Genomic DNA, 13,562 nt, shown 5'->3' with positions numbered 1-13,562 from the left:
CGGCTTGTTCGGCGTTTATGTCTAGCGTAGCAGTACAGTTAAACGGCGCAGTAGATGCGGCATTAGATAGCATTGCCGACATTATGTTTATGTAAAAAAGGTCTGATAATTCAGACCTTTTTTATTCTACCTAACGATACTATGCCGTTGCTGCGACTTTGTTTCGACGAGATTGTGCGGCAAAGTAGAGCTTGGTTTCTTCGATGACGACACCGCGAAGAAGCACTAAACCGATCAGGTTAGGTATTGCCATCAGGCCATTGACGATATCGGCGATAATCCAAATCATATCGAGATGCAGAAATGCACCTGAGGCGACCAAACCAACGAAAATAATTTTGTAAGGAAGCACCGCTTTAGTCCCCATCAGGAATACTACGCAGCGTTCACCGTAATAGTTCCAGCCTAGAATCGTGGTGAAGGCGAAAAACATGAGACCAATTGATACCAGCATTGGACCAAAGTACTCAGCGTTAAGACCGGTCGCAAACGCGTGTGTGGTCATTGCTGCGCCAGCAAAGTCACTTTGCCATGCACCAGTGAGAATCAATGCAAGACCCGTCATGGTACAAATGATGATGGTATCGATAAACGTACCTGTCATCGAGATAAGCCCTTGGCGTACACAGCTGTCAGTTTTCGCTGCCGCCGCCGCTATTGGCGCACTACCAAGACCGCTTTCGTTTGAGAACACGCCACGAGCGATGCCCGATTGAATTGCGAGCATAATGCTTGCGCCGACAAAGCCGCCGGTTGCAGCTGTACTGCTAAACGCAGAAACAACAACAAGTTGCACCGCATCCACAAGCTTATCTGCGTTTATGATGATGACGCTAAGACATGCCAATACATAGAATACCGCCATGGTTGGTACGACTTTACCGGCCACCTTGGCAATTGACTGAATACCACCCAGTGTAACGAAAGCGACTAACAGCGTGAGTACTGCTGCTGAAAGCTCACGTGAGACACCAAAGGAGATCTCGCTGGCATCAAGAATGGCATTCACTTGCGGAAAAGTACCGATACCAAAGCACGCTACACCGAGGGCAAACACGGCGAACATGGTTGCGAGAAACTTGGAGCCAACACCATCACGAAGGTAGTACATAGGACCGCCGAGCATTTGGCCTTTGTCGTCCACTTTGCGGTATTTAACGGCAAGCAAGCACTCAGCGTACTTGGTTGCCATTCCGAATAGAGCCGCTAGCCACATCCAAAATAGTGCGCCGGGACCACCAAGTTTAATGGCCGTGGCAACACCGACGATATTACCTGTACCAATTGTTGCAGAGAGTGCGGTACACAGTGCAGCGAAGCTAGACACATCGCCTTGGCCAGATTTGTCTTTAGCAAAGATAAGCTTTAGTGCGGTCGGAAGGTGGCGAAACTGTAAAAGACCCAGTTTAAACGTGAAGTAAACGCCGGTTCCGACCAACAAAATAAGCAGTGGTGGACCCCAAACGAATGAGTCAATGGTTTGCAGTGTAGATTGAAGATTGTTCATGATTTCCCCTTAATAAAACAAAACTTAAGGAGAAGAGAGAAAGGGCAGTACGCGCAATCAAGCATGGCATGATCGAACAGGACTACTCGTATCGCTTAACACTGACATAGAGTCAGTTACTGAATTGAGTGTTTCAATGTTGCTATTCTCTCCTCTGTCCTTTGTACCTGAGAGTTTCACTCATCATAGAAATGAGCTTGCTCCTTCGGCGGCCGATCTAACGGCTCTCTCCAGAGGTTCCTCCAACTACAGTCCTCACTTTATCCTTATCAATTGATAAGCTCTGATTACTCAGAATAAAGCACCTGAAAGATTTACTTCTTCGGCGGGTAGTTTTAACCAAACGTTAAATTTTGGTTAATTACCACTCTCCTGCAGCCTTCATCGGAACAAATATCTAGATACTAGATAATCTGTGGGCGCAATCGTAGCGTATTTAAATAGCGATGTCATGAATAAATTTACAATTTTATTTCTGCAAATAGGGTAGCAAAGTCAACCATTTGGTATATTTGAAATGTTTCTGACGTAAAACTCGTTTAAGTAGGGTAAAGTGTCGCGTTGTGCAGTGAGCATAAAGCCCGCTCTATCTCATTTGGGACTTCCCTGAATACAAGGAGATGTATATGACTCGACTGTTAGCGATCGCTTTTCTTGTCGTGCTTGCCTTTATGCTGTTTCGCTATCGGACTAATGAGAAGGTCCAGAAAGTGGTCATAGTCACTGCCTTATCAGCGTTTGCGATCTACGTGACGACGCTGGTGATTTCAGAATTAATACGATAGTAATCGTCACTCCCAGGAGTAGGTGTGGATAAGCAACAACAAAACCAACAAGCCGAGAATGATGACGTTGTTGTCATTGAGCAAAAAGACAATCGAGCTAGGCTCTATATCGGGATTGCAGCGGTGCTTGGTATTGCAACGGGGGGGCTGATTGGCGCCTCTGTGACTCAAAGTGATTGGCAGCAGCGCTACGCTGAACTGGAATCTCGCTATCAACAAACCGTGACTCAAACCGAAGATCATGAGCAAACGTTGACTGAGCAGCTATCGATGGCAGAGTCGCAAGCACAGCTTAAACTTCGTAAAGCGGTAGAGGAGAAGGTTGCGGAACATCAAGAACAAATTGCCACTCTTGAGGAGCAAATTGCTAAGCTCGAGCAAGATAAAACTGATTTGCAAAACCAGTTGTCGAGCAAAAAGCAGCAACTGGTAAAACAAGAGAACGAAAATACCCAGCTAGTTCGTAAGAATGACATTCAAAGTTCGATGTTTGAACAGTCTCAAGAGCTGTTTAAGCGTGAGGCTGAGCTTAAAGCTGAAGTTGCCAAACTAGAGCAAGAACGAGCCCAAATCACTCCAAACCTGCAAAGGTTAAAACAGGACTGTGACTTGTATCTTGAAGGCACGTCATGGGATGCGAAGTCAGACTCTTGCGAGCGATATGATTCTGCGACCGCATCACTAAGCCAGATCGAACAGATGCTCAAAGTACACAATATGGATCTTAACCATATTGCTACTTTGAAAACTGAGTTGGGTATTCAATAAACCCTAGTTGCTTCCTTTTGCTTTTTACTATGTGTAACAACAAGTAAGAGGAAGCGTCTTGCTCGCAATTTCGGGCTGCATCAAATCTTAATGCAATTGATACGTCTCTCTGCGAATCTTCTTCACACCTAACTCGTAATTTCTATCGCCGTACGTGGCTCGCTTATTTCAAACTTCTAGACTGTCGTTAGCATCTAATTTAACGCTATTTTAATTGGAAGAATGGAGAGGCAGTTAACGTGTATAAGCCGATGGAAAAAGTATCGACACTCGTTGTTTTTGCTGCACTAGCGGTAAAAGTGGACGCGCACGGTATTCAATTTATCGATCAAGCCCCTAACGTCACCAATGCTTTGGAGTACCATCAAGATATCGACCTTGCTAGTTATTATGTCAGCGAAAAACTCGATGGAATTCGAGCAATTTGGACAGGGAAGGAGTTGGTTACACGATCCGGTCGTATTTTAAATGCTCCCAAGTGGTTCGTTAAGGATCTACCGGAGATAATGATTGAAGGCGAGCTATGGGCAGGAAGAGGAGGCTTTGGACAAGTGCAAAAAACGGTACTTGATAAAGTGCCCGATTCATCACAGTGGCAAGCGATTACTTTTATACTGTTTGATGTGCCTGGTCACTTAGGTTCATTTGAACAGCGATACGGTTACCTAAAAAACTATTGTGAGTCGCTGCCATATACTCACATTCAGTGTGTTGAACAAAAGGTGGTAGAGACACACAAAGATTTACAAGCTTTACTTACGCAAGTGACTGACGATGCAGCTGAAGGCTTAATGCTCAAAAAGCGTCATGAAATTTATCACCCTGGACGAAACAACAGCTTAATTAAAGTAAAAACCGTTCAAGATACAGAAGGGATTGTCGTTGGATATAAACCAGGAAAAGGAAAGTATGATGGCATGATGGGAGCAATACTCGTTGAGATAAACGGTGGTGTTCGGCTGTATATTGGTACAGGTTTTACCGATGAAGAGAGAGCTAATCCTCCAGCAATAGGCAAGATGATTACGTTTAAGCACAATGGTTGGACTGAAAACGGCATTCCGCGCTTTGCGCGATACCATCGTATACGAGAGGAAGAGTAGTAAAGATAAGGCTTTTATCGATTCACCACTGAGGACAAGTCGCGACCACAGCGTTTAAAAAGACGTTTCCAGTAATCGACGTGTGCTCGACTTGCTTGTTTGAAAGCGAGATGCCTTGCCTCAAGGTTGTAGCCGCTGTCATCCTTGGTCTGGAGCAGTGCCGTTACAAACAGAGTTTGAGCGGACAATGCCTGATATTCAGAATCTAGGTAAGAGAGGTAGGGTTGCACCTCCTTGACAAATACGTTGTTGAAGACGTTGACCAGATAATTAAAGCGTGAGATGTCGCGGTTTTTACCACAAGGAATGCTATCGTCATATTGATTGAGTTGCGCTGTGACCGTTTGTAACCATCTCTCACTCGCTTCCAAAGAAAAGGCCAAACGCCCAATCACGTTCTGTTTCTCTAGTACTTCTTGATAGTCAGTCAGTAGTGGCGGACGTTCAAGCGTTCCACGTTCATTGGTAGCTATGAATTTGGCAACAGCATTGAAAGCGTCTAATGGCTCTCTTATTTGTAATGCATAGCTGGCATCGCGCTTCACAATCCAATCCGAACCACTTAGTTGCAGCCGCATGGCATCACTGGTGTAAACAAGATTAAAAAAGTAGTCAGGTAAGTACTGGTACTTCACATCCAAGATTTTCTGTAGACTCTCTTTAAGCTCTGGATCAATTTGGTTTGAAGTCAAGCAGCGCTCAAGTCCATCAATAAGCTGCAGTTGGTAGTCGAAATTTCGAAACTGATCCTGAACTTTGCCAAGCACTGAGTTACGCTCTGCAATTAAGCCAAATAGATTGCATTTTCGTAGCTGATAGCTGTCCACTAGACCAAGAGTCGTACGTGGTATTTCTTTGGTAAGCTGACGCTTTGCAGGAAGCTCGACAAGCTCAAAAACTGGGGCAGGGAGTAGTTCGCGTTGCTGAATATTGGCAATGCGCTCCTGGTAATCAAGAAAGCGTTCATTCGGTGTATCGCTAAAACAACCTGTCATCACCGCAACAAAAAGCATTAATGATGACTTGGCGATTAATTTCATTGAAAGCGAAATCTCTTTAGTGCGCACGGTAACCCTGACTCCCTGAGGTGCGAGTGAACATATGTCTGCTTCAATTACCTGTTACGTAATCTTAGTGCATAGTTGATCAGTAGGAGGTTTGAGATAAATGCCTATCTTCTCACAAACCTCAAGCAATAGATCTTTTACTATGGATGGGAACTGATGACTCGAACAATGGAGCTGAAATGAGTGAGCAAGTAAAACTGGACTACGTCGAATTTGCGGCCAGTGATTTAGACAAAACAAAGCGTTTCTTTACTGCTGTATTTGACTGGTCTTTTCAGGATTACGGTGATGACTATACAGCGTTTGAAAACCAAGGTTTGAATGGTGGATTCTATCGTGCAGACTTGTGTTCAACCGCAGCGAGTGGCGGCGCATTACTGGTCTTCTACAGTGCCAACATAGAGGCAACATACAAAAAGGTTGAGGCCAACCAAGGCGTGATTATTCGCGAAATCTTTGACTTTCCCGGCGGTTGCCGCTTCCATTTTACTGAGCCGAGTGGCAACGAGTTCGCTGTTTGGTCTGAGCCACGTTAGTATCAACGTGCTGAGTCGATAGTAAAAAGCAGGCTCCGAATCATTCCAGAGCCTGCTTTTGTGCGTTAATAGAACGCGTGAACTTAGTAAATGACTTTCACCTTCTTCGCACAGCTTACTGCTTCGTCTACTGCTGTTTCTAGTGATTTACGTTTCGTCAACACCACACCTAATCGGCGGCGACCATCAATATCTGGCTTACCAAACAGGCGAACTTGCGTTTGCGGCAGAGCTAGTGCTTCATCTAGACCTTCAAAACGAATGTTGTTTGAAGTGCCCTGACCAAGAATCACCGCAGATGCTGCAGGTCCATATTGAGCGATATTGTTTACTGGTAGGCCAGTGAATGCGCGAACATGAAGAGCAAATTCTGACATCTCTTGAGAGATAAGTGTGACGAGGCCAGTATCGTGAGGGCGAGGTGATACTTCGTTGAAAATCACCTTATCCCCTTTTACGAATAGCTCGACACCGAAAATACCGTAGCCACCAAGTGCGTTAACGACTTGTTCCGCGGTGTATTCAGCGGCTTTACGTGCGTTTTCCGTCATTACTTGTGGTTGCCAAGACTCGCGGTAGTCACCATCTTCTTGACGATGGCCGATAGGCGCGCAGAAGTGGACACCGTCGACAGCACGTACCGTTAGCAATGTAATCTCGTAATCAAAGTCGATAAAACCTTCAACGATCACTCGACCGGCACCAGTGCGGCCACCTTCTTGCGCATAAGTCCATGCATTTTCGATGTCTGCTTCCGTTTTAATGACGCTCTGGCCTTTGCCCGAGGAGCTCATGACTGGTTTTACTACGCAAGGCACACCAACGTGTTCAACAGCAGCCTTAAAGTCCTCGTAGTTATCAGCAAACTGATAAGGTGAGGTGTTCAATTCAAGCTCTTCGGCTGCGAGGCGACGAATACCTTCGCGGTTCATGGTCAACTTAGTTGCATTCGCGGTAGGGACAACGTTAACACCTTTGCTTTCAAGCTCTACTAACTTGTCCGTTGCGATGGCTTCAATTTCAGGAACCACATAGCTTGGTTTTTCTTTTTCGATGATGGCTTCGAGTGCTTCCCCATCTAACATGTCAAGTACATAGCTACGGTGAGCGACTTGCATTGCTGGTGCATCTTCGTAGCGATCACAGGCGATGACTTCTAAGCCAAGTCGCTGACATTCGATGGCGACCTCTTTACCCAGTTCACCAGAGCCCAACAGTAGTACACGTGTAGCGTTTTCACGAGTTGCTGTACCAAACATATAAAATCCTTGACGTTCATGAGGAAGAATTGCCGGGGATCATACTGGATTATCTTCAAAAAGCAAACGTTTGCGCGGAAAATATATTGAGATATTTGAATCGTTAAAAAAATAGCCTCGCGATAGGGCGAGGCTATGATTATTGTTCAATAAAGCTGCTTGCGTTCAATAGAACAGTTGGCTAAAGAGCGACATATTCCAATGGAATATCTGGGTCGATTGCTTCAAGCGTCGCTTGTGTATCGGCGAGGTGGCTGATTTTACCGGAGGCCATCTCTGCAAGTGCCACGAGTTGAATATTTTCGAACGACTGCCCAGCGAGTAATAGTTGCATGAAAGCAACTTGAAGTGGAGGCAGGCTAGGGTTGAATGCTGCATTTTCCGCATAAGCACCTTTGTAGGTTTTACCGTCTTTAGTGCTAATAGCAACGCCGCTAAGGTTCTTAGTATATGGTGAGTGGCTTTGATTAAGCGCATCAACAGCAGAGAGAACCAATGTGTCTGTTTCATCGGTTGAGAGCCCATGTTGTTTAGGACTCATTAGCGCATCGGTAATACCTAAATCTTTAGGACCAAACGATTCTGGTAGGTACTCTTGTAACGTCATCTCATCTCGTTGAGGCAATTGCACAACCAAAGAATCGGCGGTGGTAAGCTCATTCATGAATTGACGACAGTGGCCACAAGGACTGTAGTTGATGGTGATGTCCTTCAGGCCAGTTTCACCTTTCATCCAAGCATGGCTGATAGCGGACTGCTCGGCATGGACGGTTTGACCAAGTTGAGCTCCAATGATTTCCATGTTAGCACCAAAATAAAGGCGTCCGGACAATCCACGAACGATCGCGCCAACAAAAAACTCTGAAATCGGCGCATAGGAATACGCAGCTGCAAAAGGTAAAAGGGCGACACGCAGCTCGCTATCGTCAAGACCAGACAAAGCCTGGAGCTTTTCAAACTGCTCTTTGGATAAAGTCGCATCGAAATCTGGAGCCGATAAAATAGGCTTTAAAAAGGTAGCAATATGCTTTGGAGTGTCGGCCAACGCAGAATCAAAACGATCAGTCATGCGGTTTCCTATGTGATCAAGTGTTTTTTATATTCTAAGCAAGTTCTCAGGATATAAAGGTGATTAGAATCACGTTAAATAATGCAATATTTGCAAATGTTGCAATATAAGAGTGACATCACACAAAAAATCGAGTTGCTAGATCTGACAACCCGCAATAGGTATTAGTGAAGCCAATGGCTCAACCAAATCGAAAAGGCGAACATCGACGGCGCAAGCACTGAGGTAATGACACCGCATATTACCAATGCTAGGGAGCTAAACGCGGCATCGCGAGGATCTTTTTCAGCGCTTGTGGCAGTGCCTAGGGCATGAGATACCGTTCCCATAGTAAGACCTTTCGCAATCGGGTGGGTGACGCCTAATAGTTGGTAAATTGGATAGGCCATAATGGCACCGAATAGGCCAACAAGTAACACAAGGATGGCTGCAATCGCAGGCTCGCCACCGAGATGGCTAGAAACTTCCATCGCGATAGGAGTAGTTACAGACTTACCAAGTAAGCTAGCAATAAGCTCCATGTCTGCACCGAGCAATACGGCGATAATCGATGCTGTAAACATAGACGCTATACTTCCCACACCGCAGGCCAGGGCAATGATTCGCCAGTTTTGGCGTATCTGAGGAAGTTGCTCATACAGGGGATAGGCTAGGGCAACAACCGCAGGTTGAAGCAAGTAACTGATCCACTCGTTGTCAGCGTAATAGGTATCAAATGGTACATTCAGTACCAGTAGCAGAGGGATCAGCATTGCGATGCTAAGTAAAAGCGGATTGAAAATGGGATTCTTTGCTTTTATGGCGATAAAGCGCGCAATAAAAAACACGATGACGGTGACAGGAAGCCACATATTATTTGTCTCCCTTCTTTAAAAAGCGATCAAGGAACACCGAAAGCACAATCAATACGATCAAAGAGCCACCCACAGCACTAGCTAGAATAGGGAGTGCGTTGCTCACTAGCATATCGAAGTGATTCATCAGGCCGACACTTATCGGTACAAATAGCAAAATCATATAGCGAATAAACACATGAGCTCCGGGTTGCACTAAGTGAACCGGAATTAGGCCGCTAGCTAGGCCGGAAAATAGAAGCAACATGCCAAACACACTTCCAGGGATGGAAACGTCAAGTAGGCTTTGAAGGGCGTTACCTAACCAAAGTGAAACAAAAATAACGGCAAAAGAGGCTACATAGCGAAGCACGGTTTTTAGCATGGCTTCCTCTTAGTAAAAATAGTGTGTACATACAGTGGGCAGCCTAAACATAGACTCATTAGACTGCCATTCGACTACGAGGATGGAGGTGTTAAGAAACGAGACGCTCCACGTAGCGGTAGACGGATTTTAGTATGGCGAGCTTTTTCTCGTCAGACTCATGTTCGTGAACTAAGTTTTCCATATTTAGCATGTAATCTTCAATACGACTTTCGAAAAACTCACGACAATGATTTGCCCACCTTGTCTGCTCCGACTCATCAAGCGTCCAAGCGAAATGGCGCGCGCGATATCGGAACAGCAGAGGCTCAATTCTAGAATCACTAAAACTAATGTCTAATGCTGACAGATTATTCGGATCTGTTTCGCGAATAATATCCATCGCGCTCTTATCCGCAGGAGTGAAAAATCCGCTGTAGAGTTGAGTATCGACATCCTTGTCTTCTGCATACTCACGTTCAATGCTGTAAAGGCCGATCAACTTCTCACGAACTTCTGGGTGCTGTTTAATAAGCGCAAGGTTTTTTAAACACTGCTCGCGGTCAATACCAATGTTTGCTGCATTTTCGGCGGTGAGTGTTTTAGCTGGGGCAAGAATTGGGCACTTGTTTAAGTGAATAAGTTTCAGTGGAACCGGGAGCTCATCTTGGCCAAGTTCATCTCGCTTGGTGTAGAGCCTTTGGTGCAGCGCTTCAACATCAAGATCGAGCAAAGGCTGAGGATCTTTCGCTAAATCCGCGACAATAACTGCGTTTTGATTGGTAGGATGCCAAGCAATTGGTACGACCCAGCTAGTGTACTGACACTCTTTCCCGAGCATTCCTGATACATGCATTAGTGGCGTCATATTGACGATATCAACCAACTCGTTCAATTTGCGCTTTTGGCGCTTTGAATAGAAATAATCAAACAGCTTAGGCTGAGCCGCTTTGACTTTTTTCGCGAGCTCAATAGTAGCGATAACATCGGCCATCGCATCGTGCGCGTTTTCGTGCTCAATACCGTTGGCAACAGAAAGGTGCTCCAATTTGAAGCTGGTAAATCCCTCTTCATTTTCTGGCCACTCAATACCATCTGGACGCAGTGCGTGACACGCTCTCATGACATCGAGTAGATCCCAACGAGAGTTCCCGTTTTGCCAGCTCCAAGCATAAGGATCGATGAAATTGCGGTAGCAAGTGTATCGAGTCACTTCATCGTCAAAGCGGATGCTGTTATAGCCAAGGCTAGTTGTATTGGGGGTGGCTAATTGTTCATGAATCTTAGCGATGAACTCAGGCTCTGAGAGCCCTTTTTCTTGGCATAGCTGAGGCGTAATTCCGGTGATTAGCGCGGCTTCTGGTGAAGGAAGGTAATCGGCGGGTGGTTGGCAATAAATGACTAAAGGCTCGCCAATGATATTAAAGTCTGCATCTGTCCTTACCCCTGCGAACTGACAAGGTCTGTCTTTCGCCGGGCTCACCCCCCAAGTTTCGTAATCGAAGAAGAAAAAAGTGGGTTGGTGCTGAGACATGGGGCATGCTTCCTTTGTTCTGAGAGAGAGCCTTTACAATCAGGGCTTTCCGTTGAGTCCATATTAGACCACCGCTGCTAAAACATGGCAATCAACAATCTAATTTAAAGCCGCTGTTGCTGTCTAATTGGACATTCAGCTGCTCAATCTCGCCATCTCATTCTTGGAATTGAACATTGGATGTTTGGACGTCTAGACGTTGACAAGTCTATAGATAGAGACTAGTCTGCTCGCCTTTCTGTCATCGACGCGACTTTTAGTATGTCTACACCACATAAAACCTCTCAATCAGCTCAAGCTTCTGGCGTAGCTCTGTTACCTCTTGCACTTTTTTTAACTCTTTTTATTGGAGTAGGTAGTTACCTATCTTGGCAAGGGGTTGAATTTGCTTTCTATCAGCTACCAGCACCGATTGCAGCGCTTCCAGCTGTGGTATTAGCAGTCTTGCTGAGTAAAGAGAAGCTTAACCGCGCTATTGAGCAGTTTTTACGTGGTGTTGGCCATCAAGACATCGTTGCAATGTGCATGATCTATTTGTTGGCTGGTGCTTTTGCAGCGGTCGCTAAAGCCTCGGGCGGCGTAGATGCAACGGTAAATCTTGGCCTTTCGGCCATCCCAACCAGTCTGATTTTGCCAGGTATTTTTCTTATTTCTGCCTTTATTGCCACCGCAATGGGTACGTCAATGGGAACAATCGCAGCAGTTGCTCCGGTTGCTCTTGGAATCGCCCAGTCAGCGGGAATGAGCATTCCGTTGACGGCGGGTGTAGTGCTTAGCGGTGCGATGTTTGGCGACAACTTGTCGATTATCTCGGATACCACTATTGCAGCGACGCGCTCTCAAGGGTGTCACATGAGAGACAAGTTTAAAGAGAACGTCAAAATCGCGATTCCCGCTGCGTTAGTTGCGATGCTTATTTTTGCTTTCAATAGTTCGGCGACGACTTTACCTGAAACTGGCGATATTGAGTGGCTGAAAGTAATGCCTTATTTGGCCATTCTTGTTCTTGCGGTATCTGGTTTGAATGTGTTCGTTGTGTTGACTGTCGGTATTTTGCTTGCTGGTGGAGTGAGTTTGCTCTCTGTTGATGACTACAGTCTAACGACACTCGGCCAAGATATTTACACTGGTTTTGGTAATATGCAGGAAATCTTCCTTTTATCGATGCTAATTGGCGGTTTGAGTGAGCTGATGCGCCAGCAAGGTGGATTGGCCTTTTTAACGAAGCTAGTGAGTCGAGCTATTCGCACTTTTGGCTCGAGCCATGATAAAACGTCAAGCCGAAGAGCAAGTGAGTTTGGTATCGCTGGTTTGGTTTCTATGGTCAACTTTTGTATTGCGAACAACACCGTAGCGATTATTGTGTCGGGCAGTGTGGCCAAAGAGTTGGCCGATGAGTATCAAGTCGCACCAAAACGTTCGGCAAGTCTACTGGATATCTACTCTTGTGTAATCCAAGGGTTGCTGCCGTACGGTGCTCAGGTACTGCTACTGGGTTCGGTATTTAACTTGTCGCCATTAGATGTCATCGCAAATTCTTACTATTGCTTTGCTCTTGCCATTGCGGCTGTTGTGGCTATTTTCCTCAAACGCTCTTAGCTACAGTTACAAAGACAGCTTGTTAGAAGTAGAATCGCCGCTTATGGTTGCAAATGAATCTCTATCATTCCTCCTGATACATTTAGTAACAAAAGGTAGAGCATTGGCTACTATTGAAAGAGTGTTGTGATTTGGTTAGCGAGTGGTCAAATGCTTCGTCGGATGATTGACAAAGTGTTTTGCACGTAAGTAACCTAAACGGGTAACAATTCTAGACTAGCAAGCGGAAAGTTGTACTTGCTAACCCATATTAGCCAAGAGGAAGTAGCATGTCTGAATTACAAATTATTAAAGCCGACTACACTGCCGTGTCTGATTTATGTGCCATGTTCTTGGATGCATACGCAGACAACGAAGCAATGCAAGCCGCACTGCGTCAAGATGAAGTGGCAGATTTTGCCCATGATTGTTACTGGCGTTGGGCCGTTGGTGAATGGGGACTTGCTGGTGGAGAAGTTTACACAACACCTGAAAGGGATGGCTGCGTTATCATGCGACCGCCAGGTACTCATCAACCCGATGTCATGCAGAAAATGGAACTGTTATCTATCGTTACTCGAATGATGGGCTCTAACCGAATCGAGATTGCCAAAGAAGTGTGTGAACAAATGCTTGCTGTACCACCAATGCAAGATTGCTACTGGCTATGGGGCTTAGGTGTATCTCCGAAAGCCGGTGGTAAAGGTTTAGCAAGTGCACTTATTAATACGGTCACAGATCAAGCCGATGCAGCCGGCAAGCCAACTTACGTCGTTGCTTCAAGTGAAAAAGTCGTGAAGACGTTTGAACGACGTGGTTTTGAAGTCCTTTCTAAGAGTGAAAATTTCCCTTACTGGTTTATGTTACGGCCAGTTCAAGGTTAAATGAGTATTGATGAAAAACGCGCTAGTCAATCTAGCGCGTTTTTTTATGCCAAAAATGCGAGAGACAGTTACACAGAATTATTTACAGGGTCAGAATCCCCGATTGAGATTGAGGCCTATGACAATGCTCACAAATACCTAGAGTGACTCAAATAGAGCGTTCTAGCACATGTTTCTCTTACAGCTTTAACATTTATTTTCAATATTGATGGTTCGATACATTTTATCGAATACTTTTCTTGTCCTTAATTTACGCAAAAGTTAGCTACTCCTAC

General features: G+C 45.4%; 13 protein-coding genes and 1 riboswitch. Of the genes, 6 read left to right on the top strand and 7 right to left on the bottom strand.

Annotated features, from left to right (window positions below; translation table 11 throughout):
* Positions 1–139: 139 nt before the first annotated feature.
* A complete protein-coding gene (locus tag ACJB0T_RS13245) occupies positions 140–1,507 on the bottom strand; it encodes an alanine/glycine:cation symporter family protein (protein ID WP_479290303.1) in 1,368 nt (455 codons plus the stop codon).
* 144 nt (positions 1,508–1,651) lie between these two features.
* Positions 1,652–1,751: riboswitch (glycine riboswitch) on the bottom strand.
* A gap of 382 nt (positions 1,752–2,133) precedes the next feature.
* Here ACJB0T_RS13245 and ACJB0T_RS13240 point away from each other — a divergent pair.
* The 3 genes from ACJB0T_RS13240 to ACJB0T_RS13230 all read left to right on the top strand — a co-directional run bounded on the left by ACJB0T_RS13240 (position 2,134) and on the right by ACJB0T_RS13230 (position 4,163).
* Positions 2,134–2,292 carry a hypothetical protein gene (locus tag ACJB0T_RS13240; RefSeq protein WP_042501352.1) on the top strand — a complete coding sequence of 53 codons (159 nt, stop codon included), beginning with the start codon at positions 2,134–2,136 and terminating at the stop codon, positions 2,290–2,292.
* Positions 2,293–2,316: 24 nt separating this feature from the next.
* Entirely contained in the window at positions 2,317–3,060 is a 744-nt protein-coding gene (locus ACJB0T_RS13235) for a chromosome partitioning protein ParA (protein WP_479290301.1), read from the top strand.
* Between the two features lie 251 nt (positions 3,061–3,311).
* The gene (locus ACJB0T_RS13230; protein WP_479290299.1) at positions 3,312–4,163 is read left to right on the top strand and encodes a DNA ligase; all 852 of its coding nucleotides are present in this window, start codon (positions 3,312–3,314) and stop codon (positions 4,161–4,163) included.
* Positions 4,164–4,177: 14 nt separating this feature from the next.
* Here ACJB0T_RS13230 and ACJB0T_RS13225 read toward each other — a convergent pair whose 3' ends face one another.
* Entirely contained in the window at positions 4,178–5,203 is a 1,026-nt protein-coding gene (locus ACJB0T_RS13225; protein ID WP_479290297.1) for a DUF3080 family protein, read from the bottom strand.
* A gap of 206 nt (positions 5,204–5,409) precedes the next feature.
* On the opposite strand from ACJB0T_RS13225, the gene ACJB0T_RS13220 reads away from it, so the two are divergent.
* On the top strand, positions 5,410–5,766 hold the full coding sequence (locus tag ACJB0T_RS13220; protein ID WP_479290295.1) for a VOC family protein: 357 nt from the start codon (positions 5,410–5,412) through the stop codon (positions 5,764–5,766).
* An 83-nt stretch (positions 5,767–5,849) separates the two neighbouring features.
* Here the strand turns inward: ACJB0T_RS13220 and purT are convergent, their stop codons facing one another.
* From purT to sbcB, 5 genes are all read right to left on the bottom strand, one after another.
* A complete protein-coding gene (purT, locus tag ACJB0T_RS13215) occupies positions 5,850–7,025 on the bottom strand; it encodes a formate-dependent phosphoribosylglycinamide formyltransferase (RefSeq protein WP_479290293.1) in 1,176 nt (391 codons plus the stop codon).
* A gap of 181 nt (positions 7,026–7,206) precedes the next feature.
* A complete protein-coding gene (gene cdd, locus ACJB0T_RS13210; RefSeq protein ID WP_479290291.1) occupies positions 7,207–8,094 on the bottom strand; it encodes a cytidine deaminase in 888 nt (295 codons plus the stop codon).
* A gap of 164 nt (positions 8,095–8,258) precedes the next feature.
* Complete coding sequence (locus ACJB0T_RS13205; protein ID WP_338164479.1) at positions 8,259–8,945, bottom strand: CidB/LrgB family autolysis modulator; 687 nt, start codon at positions 8,943–8,945, stop codon at positions 8,259–8,261.
* A gap of 1 nt (position 8,946) precedes the next feature.
* On the bottom strand, positions 8,947–9,312 hold the full coding sequence (locus ACJB0T_RS13200) for a CidA/LrgA family protein (RefSeq protein ID WP_479290289.1): 366 nt from the start codon (positions 9,310–9,312) through the stop codon (positions 8,947–8,949).
* Between the two features lie 91 nt (positions 9,313–9,403).
* Positions 9,404–10,825 (bottom strand): exodeoxyribonuclease I, encoded by a 1,422-nt coding sequence (gene sbcB, locus ACJB0T_RS13195; RefSeq protein WP_479290287.1) that lies wholly within the window; start codon positions 10,823–10,825, stop codon positions 9,404–9,406.
* A gap of 261 nt (positions 10,826–11,086) precedes the next feature.
* Between sbcB and ACJB0T_RS13190 the strand changes: the two genes are divergently transcribed.
* Complete coding sequence (locus ACJB0T_RS13190; RefSeq protein WP_479290285.1) at positions 11,087–12,424, top strand: Na+/H+ antiporter NhaC family protein; 1,338 nt, start codon at positions 11,087–11,089, stop codon at positions 12,422–12,424.
* A 269-nt stretch (positions 12,425–12,693) separates the two neighbouring features.
* Entirely contained in the window at positions 12,694–13,287 is a 594-nt protein-coding gene (locus ACJB0T_RS13185) for a GNAT family N-acetyltransferase (RefSeq protein ID WP_479290283.1), read from the top strand.
* Positions 13,288–13,562 lie beyond the last annotated feature (275 nt).

The organism is Vibrio sp. CB1-5 (assembly GCF_059412285.1).
The sequence above is the reverse complement of the archived record's forward strand: the minus strand, read 5'-3'. Positions and strand labels throughout refer to the sequence as shown.